The organism is Caballeronia sp. HLA56 (assembly GCF_054655155.1).
In genome coordinates, this window is record NZ_BAAHOB010000001.1 from 1,223,296 (window position 1) to 1,245,926 (window position 22,631).

22 protein-coding genes are annotated in these 22,631 nt (G+C 62.1%); 3 read left to right on the plus strand and 19 right to left on the minus strand.

Going from position 1 to position 22,631, the window contains the following annotated elements; genetic code table 11:
- Positions 1-31: 31 nt before the first annotated feature.
- The 3 genes from ACYQ47_RS05580 (at position 32) to ACYQ47_RS05590 (ending at position 2,720) form a co-directional block, all read left to right on the plus strand.
- On the plus strand, positions 32-1,462 hold the full coding sequence (locus ACYQ47_RS05580; protein WP_459904707.1) for a hypothetical protein: 1,431 nt from the start codon (positions 32-34) through the stop codon (positions 1,460-1,462).
- 134 nt (positions 1,463-1,596) lie between these two features.
- Complete coding sequence (locus tag ACYQ47_RS05585; protein ID WP_244829133.1) at positions 1,597-1,938, plus strand: FKBP-type peptidyl-prolyl cis-trans isomerase; 342 nt, start codon at positions 1,597-1,599, stop codon at positions 1,936-1,938.
- Between the two features lie 11 nt (positions 1,939-1,949).
- A complete protein-coding gene (locus tag ACYQ47_RS05590; protein WP_459904708.1) occupies positions 1,950-2,720 on the plus strand; it encodes a helix-turn-helix transcriptional regulator in 771 nt (256 codons plus the stop codon).
- Positions 2,721-2,786: 66 nt separating this feature from the next.
- Here the strand turns inward: ACYQ47_RS05590 and purF are convergent, their stop codons facing one another.
- The 19 genes from purF to ACYQ47_RS05685 all read right to left on the minus strand — a co-directional run bounded on the left by purF (position 2,787) and on the right by ACYQ47_RS05685 (position 22,625).
- On the minus strand, positions 2,787-4,334 hold the full coding sequence (gene purF / locus ACYQ47_RS05595; protein ID WP_244829131.1) for an amidophosphoribosyltransferase: 1,548 nt from the start codon (positions 4,332-4,334) through the stop codon (positions 2,787-2,789).
- Positions 4,335-4,451: 117 nt separating this feature from the next.
- Positions 4,452-4,991, minus strand: coding sequence for a CvpA family protein (locus ACYQ47_RS05600; protein WP_244829130.1), 540 nt, complete (start codon positions 4,989-4,991; stop codon positions 4,452-4,454).
- Between the two features lie 17 nt (positions 4,992-5,008).
- Positions 5,009-5,827: an SPOR domain-containing protein gene (locus ACYQ47_RS05605; protein ID WP_244829129.1), complete on the minus strand. Its 819-nt coding sequence runs from the start codon at positions 5,825-5,827 to the stop codon at positions 5,009-5,011.
- 61 nt (positions 5,828-5,888) lie between these two features.
- The gene (gene folC, locus ACYQ47_RS05610) at positions 5,889-7,199 is read right to left on the minus strand and encodes a bifunctional tetrahydrofolate synthase/dihydrofolate synthase (RefSeq protein ID WP_310393720.1); all 1,311 of its coding nucleotides are present in this window, start codon (positions 7,197-7,199) and stop codon (positions 5,889-5,891) included.
- A 76-nt stretch (positions 7,200-7,275) separates the two neighbouring features.
- Positions 7,276-8,148 carry an acetyl-CoA carboxylase, carboxyltransferase subunit beta gene (accD, locus tag ACYQ47_RS05615; protein ID WP_459904709.1) on the minus strand — a complete coding sequence of 291 codons (873 nt, stop codon included), beginning with the start codon at positions 8,146-8,148 and terminating at the stop codon, positions 7,276-7,278.
- Between the two features lie 71 nt (positions 8,149-8,219).
- The gene (gene trpA / locus ACYQ47_RS05620; protein ID WP_250509822.1) at positions 8,220-9,023 is read right to left on the minus strand and encodes a tryptophan synthase subunit alpha; all 804 of its coding nucleotides are present in this window, start codon (positions 9,021-9,023) and stop codon (positions 8,220-8,222) included.
- 81 nt (positions 9,024-9,104) lie between these two features.
- Positions 9,105-9,959 (minus strand): DNA-methyltransferase, encoded by an 855-nt coding sequence (locus tag ACYQ47_RS05625; protein ID WP_459904710.1) that lies wholly within the window; start codon positions 9,957-9,959, stop codon positions 9,105-9,107.
- Positions 9,960-9,967: 8 nt separating this feature from the next.
- A complete protein-coding gene (gene trpB, locus ACYQ47_RS05630) occupies positions 9,968-11,161 on the minus strand; it encodes a tryptophan synthase subunit beta (RefSeq protein ID WP_244829123.1) in 1,194 nt (397 codons plus the stop codon).
- Positions 11,162-11,212: 51 nt separating this feature from the next.
- A complete protein-coding gene (locus ACYQ47_RS05635; RefSeq protein WP_309850098.1) occupies positions 11,213-11,881 on the minus strand; it encodes a phosphoribosylanthranilate isomerase in 669 nt (222 codons plus the stop codon).
- Positions 11,878-12,681, minus strand: coding sequence for a tRNA pseudouridine(38-40) synthase TruA (truA, locus tag ACYQ47_RS05640; protein ID WP_250493104.1), 804 nt, complete (start codon positions 12,679-12,681; stop codon positions 11,878-11,880). The genes ACYQ47_RS05635 and truA overlap by 4 nt, the downstream gene beginning before the upstream one ends.
- Position 12,682: 1 nt before the next feature.
- The gene (locus ACYQ47_RS05645; RefSeq protein WP_459904711.1) at positions 12,683-14,746 is read right to left on the minus strand and encodes a FimV/HubP family polar landmark protein; all 2,064 of its coding nucleotides are present in this window, start codon (positions 14,744-14,746) and stop codon (positions 12,683-12,685) included.
- A gap of 183 nt (positions 14,747-14,929) precedes the next feature.
- The gene (asd, locus tag ACYQ47_RS05650) at positions 14,930-16,051 is read right to left on the minus strand and encodes an aspartate-semialdehyde dehydrogenase (RefSeq protein WP_250509816.1); all 1,122 of its coding nucleotides are present in this window, start codon (positions 16,049-16,051) and stop codon (positions 14,930-14,932) included.
- Between the two features lie 376 nt (positions 16,052-16,427).
- The gene (leuB, locus tag ACYQ47_RS05655; protein WP_250466479.1) at positions 16,428-17,495 is read right to left on the minus strand and encodes a 3-isopropylmalate dehydrogenase; all 1,068 of its coding nucleotides are present in this window, start codon (positions 17,493-17,495) and stop codon (positions 16,428-16,430) included.
- 140 nt (positions 17,496-17,635) lie between these two features.
- Positions 17,636-18,286, minus strand: a complete 651-nt coding sequence (gene leuD, locus ACYQ47_RS05660) for a 3-isopropylmalate dehydratase small subunit (RefSeq protein WP_244829115.1) — start codon at positions 18,284-18,286, stop codon at positions 17,636-17,638.
- Positions 18,287-18,357: 71 nt separating this feature from the next.
- Positions 18,358-18,495, minus strand: coding sequence for an entericidin A/B family lipoprotein (locus ACYQ47_RS05665; protein WP_250466478.1), 138 nt, complete (start codon positions 18,493-18,495; stop codon positions 18,358-18,360).
- 9 nt (positions 18,496-18,504) lie between these two features.
- Positions 18,505-19,914, minus strand: coding sequence for a 3-isopropylmalate dehydratase large subunit (gene leuC, locus ACYQ47_RS05670; protein WP_459904712.1), 1,410 nt, complete (start codon positions 19,912-19,914; stop codon positions 18,505-18,507).
- Positions 19,915-20,161: 247 nt separating this feature from the next.
- The gene (gene gltA / locus ACYQ47_RS05675) at positions 20,162-21,463 is read right to left on the minus strand and encodes a citrate synthase (RefSeq protein WP_244829112.1); all 1,302 of its coding nucleotides are present in this window, start codon (positions 21,461-21,463) and stop codon (positions 20,162-20,164) included.
- A gap of 147 nt (positions 21,464-21,610) precedes the next feature.
- Complete coding sequence (locus ACYQ47_RS05680) at positions 21,611-21,907, minus strand: FAD assembly factor SdhE (RefSeq protein WP_309850115.1); 297 nt, start codon at positions 21,905-21,907, stop codon at positions 21,611-21,613.
- 13 nt (positions 21,908-21,920) lie between these two features.
- Positions 21,921-22,625 carry a succinate dehydrogenase iron-sulfur subunit gene (locus tag ACYQ47_RS05685; RefSeq protein ID WP_244829110.1) on the minus strand — a complete coding sequence of 235 codons (705 nt, stop codon included), beginning with the start codon at positions 22,623-22,625 and terminating at the stop codon, positions 21,921-21,923.
- Positions 22,626-22,631 lie beyond the last annotated feature (6 nt).

A 22,631-nucleotide genomic window follows, 5' to 3' on the forward strand; every position in this document is an offset into this window, starting at 1 on the left:
GCGGCGTTGCGCGTTGAAGAGCCCCCGACCGATGAAAGAAAAACTCGCGCTGACAGACCGCTTCTACCAGATATGGGCCTTCGCGATGCCCGTGACGTCGTTCCTCGTGATGCCGAGCATCCAGGGCACGACGATCGGCTATCTGATGTGCTTTCTTTCGGTGCCGCTCGTGCTGCTCTTCGGCGGCAAGGCGCGCAAGAACTGGATGCACTTCCTGATCGCGGCCGTGGTCGTATGGCTTTTGATGTTCTGCACCTCGCAGCTCGCGGACGTCATGGCGCCTTTCGATCCCGACTTCAGCAAGGTCGCGATGGTCGACGACACCGACCTCGTCACGTTCATCCTGCGCAAGAGCATGTTCACGCAGTCGATCTACGTCGCGGCGGTGGTGCTCTACGCATCCTACGTCTACTACTTCTACAAGCCGACCTGGGACCAGTGGATTCTCGTGGCCGTGACGCTCTTCGCGCTCTACGGCATGTACGAAGTGGTCTACTTCGTCGCGACTGGACAGCCGGGCGACTTCATCTCGAACCGTGCATTTGGCGATCAGTTCGGCAAGGGTATCGTGCGCTCGGACGGCACCGTGAACGGCAGCTCGTTCCAGCAGATCGACATCAAGGGCTTCCCCATTCAGCGGCTGAAGGCGCTGACCGGCGAGCCTTCCATGTACGCAATGTCCATCTTCCCTTTCTGGGTGTATTTCAACGCGACCTCGCGCGTACGCTGGCCGGTGTGGATCATCGGCATTTCGCTGATCATGAGTACGTCGTCGACGGTGCTGATCGGCTATGCGGTTTATGCGCTGATTCGCATGCGCAAGCTCGGCATCAACCCGATCAAGGCGTTGATCGCGCTCGCGGTGGTGTGCGTGATCGCCTATCTCGCGCAGGACTATATCGCCGATCTGTTCCAGCAGATGGTGATGGACAAGCTCGAAGGCAAGAACGAATCGGGCTCGGACCGTTCGATGCTGGTCCTGAATTCCGTGCAGATGTGGCTTGGCGCGACGCCGATGAATCAGTTGTTCGGCATCGGCTTCGGCTACATACGCTCGACCGATTTGTTCTCCACGTTGCTCGTGAACACGGGCGTGGTCGGTCTCGTCGGCATCAGCGCGCTCATGCTGTATCCCGCGTTCAAGCTCGACTGGGACGCGCGCGGCATGGCGCTACGTCAATGCTGCGTGGGCACCTGGCTGATGATGATGGTCTCCGTGCCCGAGTTCGCCTATCTCGCACCGTGGACTTTCGTCGCGATGGCTTACGTGCGAGTGCGCGCGCTCAAGCAGGCCCGGCAGCAATCGCATGACCGCGACGCCGCCGTCGTCATCGATCAGACGCCTATCGGCACCGACTTCGGTACGAACGCTAAACCGCATTCGGGTCCGCGTGTCGGCTCGCCCGTGGGACCGCGTCCCGCTATCGGCAGCCGCATGAATCCGCGCGGACGTCATCCCTGAAAGCGCCTCGGTGACCCTTCGGGCAGTGCGCGCACTGCCCTCCCGCTTGCCTGCGACGTTCTACAATGGTGGTTTCGACCACCGGACCATGGCATGACGAACGTGCGCATGGCCGGGCAACCAGGGAGCACAACATGGCGCAAGTCACGACCGATTCCGGCCTCAAATACGAAGACATCGCTGTTGGCGAAGGCGCCGAAGCCGTCGCGGGCAAGACGGTGAGCGTGCACTACACGGGCTGGCTGACCGACGGACAGAAGTTCGATTCAAGCAAGGACCGCAACGACCCGTTCGCCTTCGTGCTGGGTGGCGGCATGGTCATCAAGGGCTGGGACGAAGGCGTGCAAGGCATGAAAGTGGGCGGCACGCGCCGTCTCACCATTCCGCCGCAACTCGGCTACGGCGCGCGTGGCGCGGGCGGCGTCATTCCGCCGAACGCCACGCTCGTGTTCGAAGTGGAACTGCTCGACGTCTGAGCGTCGACGCCATGAACGCGCCAGTCCATCGTCCAGGCATTTCGCTGCGCCGCTATGAAGCGGTGCAGGCGACAGACGAGCACGACTTCCATCAGATCGTGCTCGGCTTCGACGGCGCAATGGGCATGGCGGTGGACGGGCGCGAGTCGCATATCGACCGGCATCGCGCGTGGATCATTCCGGCTCACGCGCGGCATGAATACTGGGCCGAGGGCGTGAATCGCCAACTCGTGCTCGATCTTCCGGCGACGTCGGTAGCGGTGCCCGAGCGCTTTTTCGAACGCGCGCGCACCGTCGATCTCGATTCCGCGATGACGCAGCTCGTCGCCGATATCGCGCTGAATGCAGGCATTTACGATGGCCGCTTCGCCTGGCAAGCCGCCGCGCATCTGTGCGGCGCGTTGATGGCCGACGCGGGCGCATCCGTCGTGGCCGAAGCGCGTGGCCTCGACTTCGCGCGCATCGACCGATGGCTGCGGCTGCATTTGTCGGAGCCGCTGCGCATTGCCGATCTCGCCGCACACTGCGGCTTCGGCATGCGGCGCTTTCATCAGCTATTCAGCGAGGCGTTTGGCGAGACGCCGCATCGCTATCTGCATCGCTTGCGGCTCGATACCGCGCTTGCGTTGCTTGCCGATCCGCGCGCCGCGTTGTCGGACATTGCGCTCGATGTCGGTTTCGCCGATCAAAGCGCGTTCACGCATGCGTTCTCGAAGCGCTTCGGCATAGCGCCTGGTCTCTGGCGCAATGGCCTGAGAGCGCCTGACCCGCGTCAGCATTGAAGACGTAAAAAAGCCCGCCGGTCATCGACCAGGCGGGCTTTCTTCATGCCTCAACCAGCTAACGAATCATTCCACCGACAGTTGCAGATGCAATTGCGAGCGCGCGACGTCGCCCTCTTGCACGTCGCTTGCATTGTCGCGATCCGACTGCGATTGCGGCGCAAGACGCGCCGATTCGATCCGGTCGAGATACTCGGTCGTGATGTCGCCGGTGATGTAGTTGCCGTCGAAGCACGAAGCCTCGAACTCCTGCAACTCAGGGTTGATGTCACGGATCGCGCTTTTAAGGTCGGCCACGTCCTGATAGACGAGATAATCCGCGCCGATCATGCGCGCGACTTCTTCGTCGCTGCGGCCGTGCGCCACGAGTTCACCGCGCGTGGGCATGTCGATGCCATACACGTTAGGGAATTTAACCGGCGGCGCGGCGGACGCGAAGATCACCTTGTTTGCGCCGGCGTCACGCGCCATCTGCACGATTTCATGCGAGGTCGTGCCGCGCACGATTGAGTCGTCGACGATCAGCACGTTCTTGCCTTTGAACTCGATGGCCATGGCATTGAGTTTCTGGCGCACCGACTTCTTACGCACCGCCTGGCCCGGCATGATGAAGGTGCGGCCCACGTAGCGATTCTTGAAGAAGCCTTCGCGATACTCAACGCCGAGCTTCGCGGCCACTTGCATGGCGGCGGGACGCGAGGAATCGGGAATGGGCATGACCACGTCGATAGGCACGTCCGGCAGCACGCGCTTGATCTTCTCGGCAAGATAGTCGCCCATGCGCAGACGCGCGTTGTAGACGGGCACGCCGTCGAGGCACGAATCCGGACGCGCGAGATACACGAGTTCGAAGATGCAGGGGTTGAGCGTCGGTTTTTCGGCGCATTGATGACTGTGGAGGTTGCCTTCCGCGTCGATGAAGATGGCTTCGCCCGGCTCGACATCGCGCACGAACTCGAAGCCCACGCCTTCCACCGCCACCGATTCCGACGCCACCATCCATTCCACGCCCGTCGCGGTTTCCAGCTTGCCGAGCACGAGCGGACGAATGCCGAACGGATCGCGGAACGCGACGAGCCCGTAACCCGCGATCAGCGAGACGATCGCGTAAGAACCCTTCACCCGCCGATGCACGCCCGCAACCGCCTTCCAGAGCGCGGCGGCGTCGAGTTGCAAGCCCGAACTCGCGAGCTGCAGTTCATGCGCGAAGACGTTGAGAAGGACTTCCGTGTCCGACGCCGTGTTGATGTGCCGGCGATCGATGCGGAACATCTCGTCCTTCAACTGCGTCCAGTTGGTCAGATTGCCGTTGTGCGCGAGGATGATCCCGAACGGCGCGTTCACGTAGAACGGTTGCGCTTCTTCCTCGCTCGATGCGGAACCCGCCGTCGGATAACGCACTTGCCCAATGCCGACCGTACCCGGCAGGCTGCGCATGTTGCGCGTGCGGAACACGTCGCGCACCATGCCATTGGCTTTGTGCATGTGGAAGTTGTTGCCGTTCGCCGTGGCGATGCCCGCTGCGTCCTGGCCGCGATGCTGCAGAAGCAGCAAGCTGTCATAGATCAGCTGATTGACGGGACTTTGGGAAACTACACCTACGATGCCGCACATGGCATGGTCCTTCAAAGAGTCGAAACGGGGTCGACGGGGTCGATAGGCGGTGCCGGTCCACACCGCCTGTTCGCAGGCGGGCGCCGTATCGCGTCCCTCATGTAGCCAGCCGTTCGTCTATTGTGCGACGTTTCGCGCCGCGTCGCCGGCATCGGGGGCCGGGGCGACACGCACATACGCGGCAAGCGTAGCGGGGAGCAGCGGTTTCAGTTCACGCACGCCTTGCTCGGCCATGGGCGCGAGCAGCGCATTGCGCCAAAAATCTTTCTGCGGCAGTTCGGTCAAGCCCGCCAGGGCGACCAGGATGACTACCAATATAGCCCCTCTGGCGAGGCCGAACAGCAAACCCAGCGAGCGGTCGACGCCGCGCAGGCCGGTGACTTCGGTGATGCGCGTCAGGAGCGCGGACAGCACGCTCGACAGAAGCAGCACGGCCGCCACCACCAGCAGGAACGCCACGAGCCATTGCGTCAATGCACCGCCCGGCCACGTGGACGGTATGTACGGCACGACGACGCTGACGAAGCGCCCTGCAATCAAGATAGCCGCCACCCAGCCGACGAGACCGAACGCTTCGGCCAGAAAGCCGCGCCACATGCCGCGCAAGGCTGACAGGCCGATCACGGCGAGCACGGCATAGTCGAAACTGGTGAACATCGAGCTTCTGGTTCGCCTCAGTTCGCTGGCCGCTTGCCACCGGCAAGTCCGGCTTGCCGCACCTTCTGTAGCGCCGCCGATGCCGCCGTGCGATCCGCAAACGGTCCTGCGCGCAACAGAGCGCGCGTGGAGCCGTCCGTTTGCTTGCGATGTTCGAGATATGCGGGCACACCGGCCGCTTTCAACTTGTTGACCCAGTTTTGCGCGGCAGTTTCGTCGTCGAAGGTGCCGATTTGCAGCACGAAGCGGCTGCCGGCCGGCGACGAAGGCGAGCTCGGTGCATTGGCGGCGGTATTGGCTTCTTCGGCGGGCGCGACCGGCTGCGGCTTGGCCGCCTGGGTTTTTGCGGGCTGGCTCGCGGGTGCCGGGGACTTTGCTTCCGGTTTGACCTGCGCCTGTTGCTGAACTGGCGCCGGCGTTTGCGCGTCGGGCTGCGCTACGCCCGCCGCCACGCCGTTCGATGTCGCCGCAGGGCCGTCATGCGCGACGCCGGCTTGCGTGTCGGCATCGGTGGCTTCGCGCGATTGCTTCACGGCAGGCGCGGGGCGGCTTGGAATATCGATGGAGATATCGTCGGTGACGGGCTTCGGGCGTGAGTCCAGCACCATGGGCAGAACGATGACCGCGGCCAGCACGAGCGCGATTGCGCCGACCAGCCTGCGCCGGGCACGCTGCTTTTCGGGCAGCGTGGGGTCGAGCATCATCGCGTCGGCGTCGGTGCGCTCGGGGCGGCGCGTGCGGCGTTCCGTGCGGACGGTATGACGCGTGCCGCGCGGTGAGTCGGAATATGCGTCGCGACCGGAGTCGTCTTTCTTGCCGAACGAGAAAAGTCCCATGTATGGCTTGGTGCGAGAAGCTTGGTGCGGGGGTTTGCCTTGCGGCTGACCGCCAACCGTCTCAGTGATGCTGCGATTTCCGGTATGCCATGACGCCGGCAACCGTGTAGAAACTGCCGAAAACCAAAATTCTATCATTTTCGGACGCACGACTTAACGCATCTCGAAATGCTTCGGCCGGTGTGTCGAATTGTGAAACGCTGCTGTCGGGGCCTTCGTTGACACCGGCATCGCGCAAAACCTTGGCCAGGCGGCCGGTCGACGCGGCGCGCGGAGTAGGCAACGCGCTCACGTTCCAGTGATCGACCTCGCCCTTGAGCTGATTGACGATGCCTTCGATGTCCTTGTCGCCCATTGCGCCGAACACCGCGTAGGTGTACGGAAAGTAGCCCATGTTGCCGAGATTCTGACCGAGCACGGCGGCGGCGTGCGGATTGTGCGCGACATCCAAAATGATCTGCGGTTTGCCCGGCAGCACCTGAAAGCGTCCCGGCAACTCGACGTTCGCCAAGCCCAGCCGGATATCCTGCGCAGACACGGCCAGACGGTCGCGCAGCGCTTCGAGCGCCGCCAGCGCGGCCGACGTATTGATGAGCTGATTCGCGCCCCTCAACGCCGGGTAAGCCAGCGCGGAACGCCGTTGTGCGCGTCCGATGTAGCTCCACTGCTGGCGCTCGTTGCCCGGCTGCGCTTCGTAGCGAAAATCGCGGCCCACAAGCCACAAATCCGCGCCGATCGCCTCGGCGTGATCGATCAGGCTTTGCGGCGGCGTCGGGTCGCCGCAAATCGCGGGCTTGCCCGAGCGGAAAATGCCCGCCTTCTCGAAGCCGATTTTCTCGCGCGTATCGCCGAGATAGTCCGTGTGATCGATGTCGATACTCGTGATCACCGCGCAGTCCGTATCGACGATATTGACCGCGTCCAGCCGCCCGCCGAGCCCGACTTCGAGCACCACGGCGTCTAGTGTGCGCGAGGCGAAGAGATGCAGGATCGCGAGCGTCGTGAATTCGAAATAAGTCAGCGAGACCGGCTCGGCGAGACTCGCGCGCGCTTTTTCCACGGCCTCGAAATGCTGCAGCAACTCGGCGTCACTTGCCTCGACGCCATCTACGCGCGCCCGCTCGTTGAACGAAAGCAGATGCGGCGACGTGTGACAGCCCACGCGATAACCCGCGCGCAGCAAAATGGTTTCGATGATCGCGCACGTCGAGCCCTTGCCATTCGTGCCGCCGACGGTAATGACCGGGCAGGCGAAGGAAAGCCCGAGCGCTTCCTTCACGCGACCGATGCGCGCGAGACCCATGTCGATACCGACCGGATGCGCCGCTTCGAGATGAGCGAGCCAGGCGTCGAGAGTGGGGAAAGTGTTCATTTTCGAGATCGGGAAACAAAAGCGCCGCGCGGAACCTCGCGGGTTCACGCGCGGCGCGGCGCTGCATTCGAAGCCGTCAGGCGACGGCGTCGGCGGGCTGTCGGGTCATCAATGCCATCAACTGGGCAATTTCCTCGCGCATCTTGCGGCGATCCACGATCATGTCGACGGCGCCCTTCGTCATCAGGAACTCGGCGCGCTGGAAGCCTTCCGGCAGCTTTTCACGCACCGTCTGCTCGATCACGCGCGGACCCGCGAAGCCGATGAGCGCTTTCGGCTCGGCAATCACCACATCGCCCAGAAACGCGAAGCTCGCGGACACGCCGCCCATGGTCGGGTCGGTCAGCACCGAGACGAACGGCAGCTTTGCCTCGGCCAGCTTGGTGAGGAGCGCAGTGGTTTTGGCCATCTGCATGAGCGAAAGCAGGCTTTCCTGCATGCGCGCGCCGCCCGAAGCCGTAAAGCAGATGAACGGTACGTTCTGTTCGAGCGCATTGCGCGCGCCGCGCACGAAACGTTCGCCGACCACCGAACCCATCGAGCCGCCCATGAACGAGAACTCGAAGCACGCCACGACGCACGGTATGGTGTGGATTGCGCCGCCCATGACGACCATGGCATCGGTTTCGTCGGTGTCTTCCATCGCCTCTTTCAGGCGGTCCGGATACTTGCGGCTGTCCTTGAACTTGAGGGCGTCGACCGGCAAGACTTCCTGGCCGATTTCATAGCGGCCTTCCGGATCGAGCAGACGATCGAGCCGCTCGCGCGCGCCGATTCGCATGTGGTGGCTGCACTTCGGGCACACATGCAGATTCGCCTCCACGTCGTTGCGGTACAGCACCGCCTCGCACGCCGGACACTTCACCCACAGGCCTTCGGGAATGCCCTTGCGGCTTTTGGGATCGGTCTGTTTAATCTTGGGCGGCAACAATTTGTCGAGCCAGCTCATCGAATTTCCTTCAGTGTTCAGACGGTCGCGGCGCCGCGCCGAGGGAATCCGGCGCGGCCGCGACTGCATTTTTACTTGGCGGCGTCGAGCGCCGCTCTGATTTCCGCGATGAATGTCGTAAGCGACGCCGCGGCAGTATCCGGCGGCGCCTCTTCGAGCAACTGCACGAGCCGGCTGCCGATGACCACGGCATCCGCGATTTCAGCCACCGCGCGGGCAGTTTGCGCGTCGCGGATGCCGAAACCCACGCCCACCGGCAGCGGCACATGCGACTTGATGGCCGGGATTTTACTCGCGATGCTGGAAACGTCCAGATTTGCCGCGCCGGTCACGCCTTTCAGCGAGACGTAATAGACGTAGCCGCTCGCAATCTTCCCGACCGCCGCGATACGTTCGTCGGTCGAAGTCGGCGCCAACAGGAAGATGGGATCGATGCCGGCCGCGCGCATCTTCGTGCCGAATTCCTCGGCTTCCTCGGGCGGGTAATCGACCACCAGCACGCCGTCGACGCCCGCTTCGTTCGCTGCCGCCGCGAAAGCGTCCGCGCCCATGCGTTCGATCGGATTGGCGTAGCCCATCAGGACGACCGGCGTTTTGTCGTTCGTCTGGCGAAAACGCGCGACATCAGCAAGCACGCGCTTGAGCGTCACGCCGCGCGCCAGTGCGCGTTCCGACGAGCGCTGAATGACGGGACCGTCGGCCATCGGGTCCGAAAACGGCACGCCCAGTTCGATGACGTCCGCGCCGCCCTTCGCCAGCGCGTGCATGAACTCGACGGTCTGTTCAGGGTTCGGGTCGCCCGCCGTAATGAACGGAATCAGCCCCTTCTTGCCTTCGGCGGCGAGTGCCGCAAATGTAGTTTTGATGCGTGACATGAGAAATTTCTCGCAGTCGTATTCGTGGGCGTCAGACGTCGTTGTCTCGGCATCTGACGCATTTCAGCGACGAAAATGGCGCTATCGGGCAGCTTCCGGTACGAGACTGACGCTAGGTGCGCGCAAAACCTGCAATCGATCCTCGCGTCCCTGCGCCGTGCGCTGTTCAGCGATCGCACAGTAGTCCGCGTTTATCTCGTATCCGGTGAAGAGCCGTCCGTGACGCGCGCAGGCAACACCCGTGGTGCCGCTGCCCATGAATGGATCAAGCACGCGGCCGCCCGGCGGGCAACTGGCAAGCACCATCCGTTCGATGATCTCCAGCGGCTTTTGTGTCGGATGATCGACCCGTTCCGCATGCTGCCGGTGCAAACGCGACACCGACCACACGTCTTTCGGGTTGTAGCCCATCTCCAGCCACTTGCTGCCTTCGAAAATCTTGCGCGAGCGCGCCTTCTTCGTCACTGCGTCGTAAGGAATGCGCACCGGATCGAGATCGAAGTAATAGTCCTTCGATACCGCGAAATAGCCGATGTTGTCATGCACCGACGAGTATTTTCGCGTCGTTCCGCCCATGCTCGGTACACGCCGGTCCCAGACGATCTCATTGACCATCATCAGCCGGCGCTTGAGAAACACGAACAGCTCGGGCGAATACTGCCAGGTGCAGAAGATATACAGCGAACCGCTTCGCTTGAGCTTTGGCAAGGCCAGTTCAAGCCAGCCGTACGTCCATTCAAGGAAGGCGTCTCCGGACCGCATGTCCGAGTCGTTCCCGTAGTCCTTGCCCAAACCATAGGGAGGGTCCGCGACGATCAAGTCGATCGACGCGTCTGGAATGGTTGCGGCATCGGCCAGGAAATCACGATTGCGGATATCGATGTCGGCGCCCGTGAGCGCGCCGACGGACAACGGTTCGTCGATGACAGTGCGCATCCGGCCGCTCAGAACTGAATGCCCGATCGCTCGGCGACCGTGTGCATGTCCTTGTCGCCCCGGCCCGACAGGTTGACGAGGAGCACCTTGTCGCGCGGCAGCGTCTTAGCGAGCTTGGCGCCATACGCCAGCGCGTGACTCGATTCGAGCGCCGGGATGATGCCTTCGATGCGGCAGCAGTCGTGGAAGGCCTTGAGCGCTTCTTCATCCGTGATGCCGACATACTCGGCCCGTCCCGCGTCCTTCAGCCACGCGTGCTCGGGACCGACGCCCGGATAGTCGAGACCCGCCGAAACCGAATGCGTCTCGATGATCTGGCCGTTGTCGTCCTGCAGAAGATAGGTGCGATTGCCGTGCAAAACGCCGGGACTACCGCCCATGAGTGAGGCTGCGTGACGGCCGGTGTCCATGCCGTCGCCGGCTGCCTCGACGCCAATCAGGCGCACGTCCTTGTCGTCGATATAGGGATAAAAGATGCCCATTGCGTTCGATCCACCGCCTACGCACGCTATCACCGCGTCCGGCTGACGACCGGCCATTTCGGGCATTTGCACCTTGCATTCGTCGCCGATCACACGCTGGAAGTCGCGCACCATCATTGGATAAGGATGCGGGCCCGCCACCGTGCCGATGATGTAGAACGTGCTTTCGACGTTCGTCACCCAGTCGCGCATGGCTTCGTTGAGCGCGTCTTTCAGCGTCTTCGAGCCCGATTCGACCGGCACGACCGTCGCGCCCAGCAGCTTCATCCGATACACGTTCGCAGCCTGACGCCGCACGTCCTCGACGCCCATGTACACCACGCATTCCATGCCGAAGCGGGCGGCAATGGTGGCGGTTGCAACACCGTGCTGACCTGCGCCCGTCTCGGCGATCACACGCTTCTTGCCCATCTGGCGCGCAAGCAGCGCCTGGCCGATCACATTGTTGACCTTGTGCGCGCCGGTGTGATTAAGGTCCTCGCGCTTCAAATAAAGCTGCGCGCCGCCAAGCATTTCGCTCCAGCGCTTTGCGTGATAAATCGGGGAAGGGCGACCCACATAATGCTTCAGTTCGTAGTGATACTCCGCCTGAAACTCGGGATCTTGCTGAGCGGCTTCATACGCGACGCGCAACTCATCGAGCGCGTGGATGAGCGTTTCAGACACGAAAATGCCGCCATATTGGCCGAAATGGCCTCTTTCGTCTGGTAAGTTGTACATTACGTCACTCTTCGGTGGTGAAGTGCCATTGCGGCGAATTCACGTTTTTATTCAGCTGGCATCCGCTTCGCGCACCGCGCGCACGAATGCCGCCATCCGGGCGGGATCTTTCACGCCTTTGGCGCCCGGCGTTTCGATGCCGCTTGAGACATCGACCGCGAACGGGCGCACGCGCCGGATGGCTTCACTGACGTTTTGCGTGTTCAACCCACCACTCAAAACGGCCCGATGCCCTAGATCTGTTGGGATAAGTGACCAATCGAATATCTTCCCGCCGCCGCCAAAGCCCTCGACGAGTGCGTCGAGAAGAATGCCGCCAGCATCTGCAAATTTAAGAGACGATTCTATCAAATCGCTCGTTGCAGCATCAGGCCCGATTCGCAATGCGCGCCAATAGGGCAAACCCGCAATCGCGGCCAACTCGGCGCATTGTTCGGGTGTCTCGTCGCCGTGAAACTGCAAAATGGACAGAGGAACGTTCGACGTGACTTCTCTCACCCATTCCGGCGTCGCGTTGACGAACAAACCGACTGCCGACACGAGGGGCGGCACATGCCGAGCCAGTTCGACCGCTTGCGCGACGCTCACCGAACGCGGACTCGGTGGATAGAAAACGAAGCCCACGGCGTCCGCGCCGAGCGCCACGGCGTGGCGCACGTCTTCGGCGCGGGAAAGTCCGCACAGCTTGATTCTCGTTCGATGAAGATCCCGTTCGCTCATTTCTCGTTCGCCCAGACGGCGCTCCACGGCATGCTTTCGATATGCGCAGGCGGCACCGCGAATTGCGCCGGATAACCGACTTCCGCCAGATATAGGCCGTCCGGCATGAAGGTCGGCGCGGCGATACGACGGTCGCGCGCGGCGAGTACGTCGGTCATCCACGAAACCGGATGTTTTCCCCGGCCAATGGCAACGAAGCATCCCATTAGATTGCGTACCATATGATGCAAAAACGCATTGGCGCGAAACCGGAAGTGCACGAAGTTGCCCTGCTCGCGTACATCGATCCGATACACATGCTTGACCGGCGTTTTCGACTGGCAATCCGCCGCGCGGAACGACGAAAAGTCGTGCTCGCCGATAAGACACGCCACCGATTCACGCATCGCGCCGACATCCAGCGGCGTGTGCACCCAGCCAGCGCGTTTCGCGAGCATGGGTGAACGGACCGCATTGATGTACAGCACGTAATAGTAAGTGCGTTCGAATGCGCTGAAGCGGGCGTGGAAGTCGGCGGGCATCGGCTTCGCCCATTGCACCGCGATCGTTTCCGGCAAAAACGCATTCGTGCCGCGCACCCAGGAAAACTCGGTACGGTCGAGTTCCGTGTCGAAGTGCACGACTTGGCCCAGCCCGTGAACCCCGGTATCTGTCCGTCCGGCGACGACCGTCTGCAAACGAGTCTGCGCGAACTCCCCGAGCGCGCGCTCGAGTTCGTCCTGCACCGTGTTGCCATGCGGCTGAGATTGCCAGCCGGAAAACGCCGAGCCGTCGTACTGAACGCCTAATGCAATGCGCATTTCAGGAATGCGGCGCGAGCGTCGAAAGCAACGCGGCGGCTTGCGGACGCGTGGCTGAATCGTTCGAGGCGAGCACTTCCTGAAGCAACGTGCGCGCGCCCGACAAGTCGCCCAGTTCGATGTATTCGGTCGCTAGTTCGAGCTTGTTTCGCGCGATTGTCGCCAGTTGCGAAGGCGTCAGCGCCGGCAACGGTGCAGTCTGGCTCGCCGGCAGATTCAGGTCGAAGTCGAGGCTCAGCGGGCCGTACTGGGTGGCTCCGAGGCCGGCCACCGCCGCGGCGCCTGCAGTGCCGGCTTCGATCTGAGCGACGACGGAATCCCCTCGCGGCACGGGCGGCAAGTCCTCGTGAGCCGTCTGCGCGTGGGCCACCGGCTGCGGGATGAACGGCAACGGCGCCGCGTCAGCGGACTCACGGGGCGCGCCTTCAAGCGCCTGCGGTGGCGAGCTCGCCAAATCATGAGGCGTGTTCAGCGTCAGTTCGAGACGCGGCGGCAGACCGAGTTCGAGCGAGTCGAGCGCCTGGATTGCTTCTTTGGGAAACTTGGGCATCGGGAAACGATGACCGGGCGATGGATCGTCGTCGAGTTCCGGCTCGGGCGGCACGTCGAGCGCTGCGTGCTCGATCTCGCGCTGTTCTGCCGCGCGCTGCTCGGCGGCTTCCTCGGCGGCCGCACGCGCCTGAGCTTCGCGCAGTTCGGCTTCGCGAGCGATGATTTCGCGCGCCGCCGCCTCGCGGGCCTGTTCCGCGTGCTCGGCGGCATCGCGCGCTTCGGCTTCGCGCAATTGCGTTTCGCGAGCGGACAGATCGCGGGCGAGCGCCTCGCGGGCCGCGAGCTCACGTGCGCGCGTCTCCCGTTCCTCGGCTTCCTGATGCGCAGCCTGTCGCGCGGCGGCTTCGCGCTCCTGTTCTTCCCATTTGCGCGCTTCGAGCGCGGCGGCCTGGCGTGCAGCGATTTCACGGGCATGCGTTTCGTGCGCGTCGGCGTCGTTCGATGATTCTTCGCGCGCAGATGGTACGAATTCCGCGTGCAAAGCGGCGGGCGTCGCGGGAACGAACGGCTCGGCTTGCGACGCCGGATTCCTGGCCGATGGCGTCATGCGCGCGACCGCGTCGTCATCGGACGGCGTGGGGAAAACTTGCGCCGCATCGTAATCCTCGATGCTCGCCGCCACCGCGTTCAGTTCCGACTGATCGTCGCGCTGAACCGCCTTGCCATCTACGCTCGCCACGGCGATAGCAGCCAAACGCTCGCGCTCGCGTTGCTGACGCAGCTTTTCGTTACGCGCGGCGGCGTCTGCTTCCGCTTCTTCCATCGAGGAAAAGGTTCGCGGCGCGCGCGGGTCCGCTGCCGCTCTCGCCGCTTCGAGTTTGGCGCGATTACGCCTTCTGATATACCACTGGCCGAATATGACACTCAGCCCAACCAGCCCACCAAGGAAAATCCTGGGGTCCGAAAGCGGCGACCCGGTCGCGGGCGCCGCAGCGGAAGTGGCGACCTCGGGCTTCGCGGGCGCCATTGTGGTACTTGCCTCGGACGCCGGCGCAACGGCATTCGGCGCGCTCGCAACAAGCGCGGGATTCGAGGCTGCTTCGGGCGGCGCGGGCTCGCTCGCGGCGCCTTGAGTCGCTGACGCCGGTGCAACGCCAGTCGCGGATGCGCTCGCCGTCGCGTTTTCCTGCGGGACCGGCGCTGGCGTCGATGCGGACGCCGAGACCGGCGCGGACGCTCCGCCCGCATCCGTTGCCGGCACGTTCAACACCGAACCGAGCTTCAACCGGTTGATGTCGTGCCCGGCGAACGCGTTCGGATTGGCTTCGAACAGGGCGCGCGCCATCTTTTCCTTGACGGCCCGTTCCTTGGAACCGGTGAGTTCGCCGGCGATATCGCTCAGCGACTGACCGGGCTTCACCGCGTACTGCTGCGTAGCGCCTGCTGCAACCTCGCTCGCCTGCGCGAAAGCCGCGCCCGGATGCGCGGCGAGCACCGCGGACGCGACAATGCCAGCCGCAGCGAACGCCGCGCGCGATGGCGTGTTGAAAGACCGGCCAGGTCGATGAATCATTGAAACTCCAGGGAACGGCGAAGGTTGAATCGAAACACTGCCATGACAAACGCGCGCGGGTGGATTTTTCGTCGAACGGTCACGCGGACACGTTCCATGACAAAACCGGCTGCACAAACGAAAAAGCGCCGCGATAAACGCGACGCTTCTCGTCAAGCCGCGCTCATAAGCGCGTAGTTTACTTTACTTGTCCAACAGAATGCGCAGCATGCGGCGCAGCGGCTCGGCAGCACCCCACAAGAGCTGGTCGCCGACCGTGAACGCGGACAGATATTCACCGCCCATGGCGAGCTTGCGCAGACGGCCAACCGGCACCGTAAGCGTGCCCGTAACGACTGCAGGCGACAGATCGCGGATGGATGCTTCGCGCTCGTTCGGCACGACCTTCACCCAGTCGTTCGCCGATGCCAGGATGCCGTGCACTTCGTCGAGCGGCACGTCCTTCGCGAGCTTGATGGTCAGCGCTTGCGAATGGCAGCGCATGGCGCCGATCCGCACGCAAAGCCCATCCACGGGAACCGAGCCCGGCTGACCCATTGCGGGCTTGCCGAGAATCTTGTTGGTTTCCGCGCCGCCCTTCCACTCTTCCTTCGACATGCCGTCGCCGAGATCCTTGTCGATCCACGGGATCAGCGAGCCTGCGAGCGGCACGCCGAAATTGTCGACGGGCATGCGTTCGCCGTTCATTGCAGCCAGCACGCGACGGTCGATATCGAGGATGGCGGAAGACGGGTCGGCCAGGTCTTCCTTGGCCGCGCCGTAAAGCACACCCATTTGCTGCAGCAGTTCGCGCATGTTCTGCGCACCCGCGCCGGATGCGGCCTGATACGTCATGGCCGTCGTCCATTCGACGAGGTTTTCGCGGAACAGGCCGCCGAGCGCCATCAGCATGAGGCTGACCGTGCAATTGCCGCCGATGAAATCGCGCCCGCCCTTGACGAGCGAGTCCTTGACGACGTTCAGGTTGACCGGATCGAGAATGATGACCGCGTCGTCCTTCATGCGCAGCGCCGAGGCCGCGTCGATCCAGTAACCTTTCCAGCCCGCTGCGCGCAGCTTCGGATACACCTCGTTGGTGTAGTCGCCGCCCTGACACGTGATGATGGCGTCGCATTTCTTCAGGTCGTCGATGCTCGTCGCGTCTTTGAGCTTAGTCTCGTTCTTGGCGAACGACGGCGCGTTGCCGCCCGCATTGCTGGTGCTGAAAAACACCGGTTCGATCAGGTCGAAGTCGCCTTCCTGCTGCATGCGCTGCATCAGGACGCTGCCGACCATGCCGCGCCAACCAACGAGACCTACGTTCATGACTCACCCTTCCAGTGGTAGCTTCCCCGCATCCTTACCCGGCGTGGCCGCGCGGGGAAGACGCTCGGACACGAGGGACGATCAGCGAATCGTGATCGCTTTGATGGAGGTTTTCGTAATGCGCGTTTTGGCGACGCCAACGATGGCGTGACCGCGCGTGCTGATGGCGAGACCCGTCGCGCTGACTTTTGAGCCGCGTCCGATGGATTCCAAAGAGAATTGAGAGTTCTTCGCCATAGCAAAACAGTCTACACGATAACCGGGCTAATTCGTGAATCCCGAACCGAATCGCCGCGAATCGTGCCGTAAAACGGGTAAAAATAGGATAAACGTCACGATCGGCTGCATTTGTCGCAACAGCCGATCGCGAGTTTTTTTAGAGCGCCTTGAGCACCGCGTCACCCATTTCCTTCGTGCCGACGACTTTGCCGTCGGGCGTCGCGATATCGCCGGTGCGGTAGCCCTGCTCCAGCACCTTCTTCACCGCGCTTTCGATACGGTCGGCTTGCTCCGTCTTGCCGAGCGAGTAGCGCAGCATCATCGCGGCGGAGAGAATGGTCGCAAGCGGATTGGCCACGCCCTTGCCCGCGATATCCGGCGCCGAACCATGCGACGGCTCGTACAAGCCCTTGTTGTTCTTGTCGAGCGACGCCGAAGGCAACATGCCGATGGAACCGGTGAGCATCGCGGCTTCGTCGGAGAGAATGTCGCCGAACATGTTGCCCGTCACGACCACGTCGAAAGCCTTGGGCGCCTTGACCAGCTGCATCGCCGCGTTATCGACATACATGTGCGACAGCTCGACGTCCGGATATTCCTTGGACACATCGATCATGATGTCGCGCCAGAATTGCGATGTTTCGAGCACGTTCGCCTTGTCCACGCTCGTCAACTTCTTCTGACGCTTTTGCGCAGCCTGAAACGCGACATGCGCAATGCGCCGCACTTCCGGTTCCGCGTAACGCATGGTGTCGAAGCCTTCCTGCGCGCCTTCGAACAAGCCGTCCGGCGCAGCACGCACGCCGCGTGGCTGGCCAAAGTAGATGTCACCGTTCAGTTCACGCACGATCAGGATATCGAGCCCCGACACGATCTCGGCCTTCAGCGACGAAGCACCCGTCAATTGCGGATAGCAAATGGCCGGACGGAAGTTCGCGAACAGTTGCAGATGCTTGCGCAGACCGAGAATGGCTTGCTCCGGGCGCAACGCGCGTTCGAGCTTGTCATACTTCCAGTCGCCGACGGCGCCGAAAAGGATCGCGTCGGCGTCCTTGGCGAGTTGCAGCGTCGCATCCGGCAGGGGATGGCCCTTCGCCTCGTAACCCGCGCCGCCAACGGGCGCTTCTTCGAGTTCGAACTTCTCACCAAGCGCGTTCAGCACCTTGACCGCCTCGGCGGTGATTTCCGGACCGATACCGTCGCCGGGGAGGACTGCAATCTTCATGTCTCGATTCCTTATTCACAGGACGCGCTCCGCGCTTGCGGAGCTTCCGGGTTTGGTTCGCGCCGTCGTGTCGGGTTTCCCGGACACGACAACGTCACTAAAAGCGCGCCTGCATCTGAGCGCAGGCCGAATACAGGCTCTTATCCAACCAGCCGATTGTTCAGCCACGGCTGCTTCGTCAGCCGTTCCGTCTCGTACTGACGAATCTTGTCCGCGTGGCGCAGGGTCAGCGCGATATCGTCGAAGCCGTTCAGCAGACAGTACTTGCGAAAGCCCGGGACTTCGAAAGAATACTCGGTGCCGTCGCCCGTACGCACGACTTGCGCTTCGAGATCGACAGTCAGCGTATAACCCACGAACGCGTTGGTCTCGTTGAACAGCTTGTCCACTTGCTGCTCCGTCAGCGCCACCGGCAGCAGCCCGTTCTTGAAGCAGTTGTTATAGAAAATGTCCGCGAAGCTCGGCGCGATGATCGCGCGAAAGCCGTATTGATCCAGCGCCCACGGCGCGTGCTCCCGCGAGCTGCCGCAGCCGAAGTTCTTGCGCGTGAGCAGAATCGACGCGCCCTGGTAACGCTGCTGATTCAGCACGAAATCCGGGTTCAGCGGGCGCTTGCTGTTGTCCTGTCCCGGCTGGCCGACATCGAGATAACGCCATTCGTCGAACGCGTTGGGACCGAAGCCGGTGCGCTTGATCGACTTCAGGAACTGCTTCGGAATGATCGCGTCCGTGTCGACGTTTTCGCGATCCAGCGGCGCCACGAGGCCGCTATGCACAATGAATTTTTCCATGACGCTTGAGCCCTTTGTCTGTTGCAGATCCGGCAATGCTTGGCGCGCCTCGCCGGATGAATGCGGCTCGCCTACTTAGCCGCGTTGCTGATCGAATTGCCCAGATGCTGCAAATCTTCGCCGAAACCGTGCATCGTGTTGCAGCCCGCGAGTGTCAGTGTGAGCAGACAACCGGCGGCAACCACGAGCGAGAGTAGATTTCGCTTCATCGCACCGAGTCAGGCGAGCTTGCGAACGTCGACGAAGTGACCTTCGATTGCAGCGGCGGCCGCCATTGCCGGGCTCACCAGATGCGTGCGTCCGCCCGCGCCTTGACGGCCTTCGAAATTGCGGTTCGACGTCGATGCGCAGCGCTCGCCCGGATCGAGCCGGTCCGCGTTCATGGCAAGGCACATGGAGCATCCCGGCTCGCGCCATTCGAAGCCCGCGTTGGTGAAAATCTTGTCGAGCCCTTCCCGCTCGGCCTGCGCTTTCACGAGACCGGAGCCCGGCACGACCATCGCCAGACGAATGTTCGATGCCACGCGGCGGCCGAGCGTCTTCACCACATACGCGGCGGCGCGCAGGTCTTCAATACGCGCATTCGTGCACGAGCCGATGAAGATTTTGTCCGGCTTGATGGCCTCGATTGGCGTGTTCGGTTGCAGCGCCATGTAGTGCAGCGCGCGTTCCATGGCGTCGCGCTTGACCGGATCTTTTTCGCGCTCGGGATCGGGCACGCGGCCATCGACCGACGTGACCATTTCCGGCGACGTGCCCCACGTGACTTGCGGCACGATTTCGGCCGCATTGAGTTCGACCACGCGGTCGAACTGCGCGTCTGGGTCCGACTTGAACTGACGCCAGTACTCGACCGCCTGATTCCACTCGACGCCCTGCGGCGAGTACGGACGATCCTTGAGATAGTTGATCGTGGTGTCGTCGACGGCCACCATGCCGGCCCGCGCGCCCGCTTCGATCGCCATGTTGCAGACCGTCATGCGGCCTTCCATGGTGAGCGCGCGGATGGTCGAGCCGCCGAATTCCATGGCGTAACCGGTGCCCCCCGCCGTGCCGATCTTGCCGATGATCGCGAGCACGATGTCCTTCGCGGTGCAGCCGCGCGGCAATTGGCCTTCGACCTTGATGAGCAGGTTTTTGCTCTTCTTCTGCAAGAGCGTTTGCGTGGCGAGCACGTGCTCCACTTCCGAGGTGCCGATGCCGTGCGCGAGCGCGCCGAACGCGCCGTGCGTGGAGGTGTGCGAGTCGCCGCAGACGATGGTCATGCCCGGCAGCGTCGCGCCCTGTTCCGGCCCGATGATGTGCACGATGCCCTGACGCAGATCGTTCATCTTGAACTGAGTGATGCCGAAGCTATCGCAATTGGAGTCGAGCGTATCGACTTGCAGCTTCGACACGGGATCAGCAATGCCGTGCGAACGGTCGGTGGTCGGCACGTTGTGGTCGGACACGGCCAGGTTCGCGCTGATGCGCCACACCGGGCGCTTGGCCAGCTTCAAGCCTTCGAAGGCCTGCGGGCTCGTCACTTCGTGCAGCAGGTGACGGTCGATGTAGAGGATCGACGTGCCGTCCTCTTCCGTGTGGATCACGTGTGTGTTCCACAGTTTGTCGTAGAGAGTCTGTGCCATGTGAGCGCTTTGGAGTGTGACTGCGGGGTTTTCAGTTTGACGACTTGTGAGTCGATTATGCCACTCTCAAGGAGCGCGTGGATAGTACTAGGCTACGGAAAAATCCATTAAAAACAGTGGGTTGGGTGGTGGGTTCGGTACCTGGATCAGCGATACCCGGATAGAAAGACGGACGAGGAAGAAGCCAAAAGCAAAAAGCCCCGGCAATCACTTGCCGGGGCTTTCATCCAACCTAACCTGCATGCGCTTAACGCTTGTCCAGCGCCTTTGCATCACGCGGCGTTTGACCAATGAACAACTGACGCGGACGGCCAATCTTTTGTTCCGGATCGGCGATCATCTCGTTCCATTGCGCGATCCAGCCAACCGTACGGGCCATTGCAAAGATACACGTGAACATGGACGTCGGAATGCCCAGCGCGCGCTGCACGATACCCGAGTAAAAGTCTACGTTCGGGTACAGCTTGCGCGACACGAAGTATTCGTCTTCCAGCGCGATCTTTTCCAGTTCCATCGCGAGCTTGAAGAGCGGGTCGTCATGCAGACCGAGCTCGTTCAGCACTTCGTGGCAGGTTTCGCGCATGAGCTTCGCGCGGGGATCGTAATTCTTGTAGACGCGGTGGCCGAAGCCCATCAGCTTCACGCCCGAGTTCTTGTCCTTCACCTGCTTGATGAACTCGGCGATGTTGTCGACCGAGCCGATTTCTTCCAGCATGTTCAGCGCGGCTTCGTTCGCGCCGCCGTGCGCCGGGCCCCACAGACACGCGATACCCGCTGCAATGCACGCAAACGGATTGGCGCCCGACGAACCCGCGAGACGCACCGTGGAGGTCGACGCGTTTTGCTCGTGGTCCGCGTGCAGGATGAGGATACGGTCGAGCGCGCGCACCAGCACGTCGTTGACTTTGTACTCTTCGCACGGGTTCGAGAACATCATGTACATGAAGTTCGCGCTATACGACAGGTCGTTCTTCGGATAAACGAACGGTTGACCGATGCTGAACTTATACGCCATGGCCACCAGCGTCGGCAGCTTGGCGATCATGCGGATGGCCGACACTTCGCGATGACGCGGGTCGTTGATATTCAGCGAGTCATGGTAGAACGCCGACAGCGCGCCGACTGCAGCGACGAGGACGGCCATGGGATGCGCGTCGCGACGGAAACCGCGGAAGAAGAAGTGCATTTGCTCATGCACCATCGTGTGGCGCGTGACCGTATCCACGAATTCCTGGTTCTGCGCGGCGGTCGGCAGTTCGCCCTTCAGCAGCAGATAGCAGGTTTCGAGGAAGTCGGCGTTCACCGCCAGTTCTTCGATCGGATATCCGCGATAGAGCAGTTCGCCCTTGTCGCCGTCGATATACGTAATCGCGGAATTGCACGCTGCCGTCGACATGAAGCCCGGGTCATACGTGAACTTGCCGGTCTGACCGTACAACTTGCGAATGTCGATCACGTCCGGGCCCATGGTGCCCTTGTAGATCGGCATTTCGACGCTCGGCGAGTTGTCGCTGAACGATAGCGTGGCTTTAACATCTGACGGGGTCATAGCACATCCTCAATCGAAGTATGGATACAGGTTCTCGATAATTTGCACGACGGAAGCTGCGCGGCACAAACTGTACTGTGGGCCTCTTGCGGCCTTAATTCGTTTATTTCGGCTTATTGTGCAGAACTCCGTGGATTCCTGCTGAAATCACACGGTACGCAGCATGCCTAGCAGACGAATTACATCGGGCGTCGCAAGCTCGCCTTCGGGCTCGGTGCGCGCCAGCAACAAATCCATCAGTTCGTTGTCGCTCAGCTCCAGCAGACGGGTCAACGCGAACACGTCGGCGTCACTGAGGTCATGCTCATATCGGCTGAAAAAACGCTCGAAGATCAGATCGTTTTCCAGCAGGCCGCGCCGCGCACGCCAGCGAAGACGCGCGCGACGAAGGGGGTCGGACTGATGCGGACCGTCGTCCGCAGTAATGCTTGAATTGTCGACCATCTCTTAGCCCATCTCAGACAGCGCGGCGCACCATCAATTCCTTGATCTTGCCGATCGCCTTGGTCGGGTTGAGCCCCTTCGGGCACACGTCGACGCAATTCATGATCGTGTGGCAACGGAACAGACGATACGGATCTTCCAGGTTGTCCAGACGCTCGCCGGTCGCTTCATCCCGGCTATCCGCAATGAAGCGATACGCCTGCAGCAAGCCCGCCGGGCCGACGAACTTGTCCGGATTCCACCAGAAGCTCGGGCACGACGTCGAGCAACTCGCGCACAGAATGCACTCGTACAGCCCGTCGAGCTCGTCGCGTTCGACCGGCGACTGCAGACGCTCTTTTTCCGGCGGCGGCGTGTCGTTGATCAGATACGGCTTGATCGAATGATACTGATTAAAAAATTGCGTGAAGTCGCAAATCAGATCGCGCACCACCGGCAAGCCCGGCAGCGGACGCAGCACAATGCGCTGCGGCAGATCGTTCATGTTCTGCAAACACGCAAGACCGTTCTTGCCGTTGATGTTCATCGCGTCCGAGCCGCACACGCCTTCGCGGCACGAACGGCGAAACGACAGCGTCTCGTCGACCGACTTCAGCTTGAGCAGTGCATCGAGCAGCATGCGTTCGTGCGAGTCGATCTCCAGCTCGTAGGTCTGCATGCGCGGGGCTGCGTCCTTGTCCGGATCGTAGCGATAGACTTCGAAGATTCTCTTTGCCATTTCGAT

Bases quoted from the DNA above. Each gene is read 5' to 3' on its own strand.
- ACYQ47_RS05605 (WP_244829129.1), bottom strand. From the start codon at position 5,827: ATGGGACTTTTCTCGTTCGGCAAGAAAGACGACTCCGGTCGCGACGCA.
- ACYQ47_RS05665 (WP_250466478.1), bottom strand. From the start codon at position 18,495: ATGAAGCGAAATCTACTCTCGCTCGTGGTTGCCGCCGGTTGTCTGCTC.
- gltA (WP_244829112.1), bottom strand. From the start codon at position 21,463: ATGACCCCGTCAGATGTTAAAGCCACGCTATCGTTCAGCGACAACTCG.
- accD (WP_459904709.1), bottom strand. From the start codon at position 8,148: ATGAGCTGGCTCGACAAATTGTTGCCGCCCAAGATTAAACAGACCGAT.
- ACYQ47_RS05645 (WP_459904711.1), bottom strand. From the start codon at position 14,746: ATGATTCATCGACCTGGCCGGTCTTTCAACACGCCATCGCGCGCGGCG.
- leuC (WP_459904712.1), bottom strand. From the start codon at position 19,914: ATGGCACAGACTCTCTACGACAAACTGTGGAACACACACGTGATCCAC.
- ACYQ47_RS05590 (WP_459904708.1), top strand. From the start codon at position 1,950: ATGAACGCGCCAGTCCATCGTCCAGGCATTTCGCTGCGCCGCTATGAA.
- ACYQ47_RS05600 (WP_244829130.1), bottom strand. From the start codon at position 4,991: ATGTTCACCAGTTTCGACTATGCCGTGCTCGCCGTGATCGGCCTGTCA.
- purF (WP_244829131.1), bottom strand. From the start codon at position 4,334: ATGTGCGGCATCGTAGGTGTAGTTTCCCAAAGTCCCGTCAATCAGCTG.
- asd (WP_250509816.1), bottom strand. From the start codon at position 16,051: ATGAACGTAGGTCTCGTTGGTTGGCGCGGCATGGTCGGCAGCGTCCTG.
- ACYQ47_RS05635 (WP_309850098.1), bottom strand. From the start codon at position 11,881: ATGAGCGAACGGGATCTTCATCGAACGAGAATCAAGCTGTGCGGACTT.
- truA (WP_250493104.1), bottom strand. From the start codon at position 12,681: ATGCGCATTGCATTAGGCGTTCAGTACGACGGCTCGGCGTTTTCCGGC.
- leuD (WP_244829115.1), bottom strand. From the start codon at position 18,286: ATGGAAAAATTCATTGTGCATAGCGGCCTCGTGGCGCCGCTGGATCGC.
- leuB (WP_250466479.1), bottom strand. From the start codon at position 17,495: ATGAAGATTGCAGTCCTCCCCGGCGACGGTATCGGTCCGGAAATCACC.
- trpA (WP_250509822.1), bottom strand. From the start codon at position 9,023: ATGTCACGCATCAAAACTACATTTGCGGCACTCGCCGCCGAAGGCAAG.
- folC (WP_310393720.1), bottom strand. From the start codon at position 7,199: ATGAACACTTTCCCCACTCTCGACGCCTGGCTCGCTCATCTCGAAGCG.
- ACYQ47_RS05685 (WP_244829110.1), bottom strand. From the start codon at position 22,625: ATGGCAAAGAGAATCTTCGAAGTCTATCGCTACGATCCGGACAAGGAC.
- ACYQ47_RS05625 (WP_459904710.1), bottom strand. From the start codon at position 9,959: ATGCGCACTGTCATCGACGAACCGTTGTCCGTCGGCGCGCTCACGGGC.
- trpB (WP_244829123.1), bottom strand. From the start codon at position 11,161: ATGTACAACTTACCAGACGAAAGAGGCCATTTCGGCCAATATGGCGGC.
- ACYQ47_RS05680 (WP_309850115.1), bottom strand. From the start codon at position 21,907: ATGGTCGACAATTCAAGCATTACTGCGGACGACGGTCCGCATCAGTCC.
- ACYQ47_RS05585 (WP_244829133.1), top strand. From the start codon at position 1,597: ATGGCGCAAGTCACGACCGATTCCGGCCTCAAATACGAAGACATCGCT.
- ACYQ47_RS05580 (WP_459904707.1), top strand. From the start codon at position 32: ATGAAAGAAAAACTCGCGCTGACAGACCGCTTCTACCAGATATGGGCC.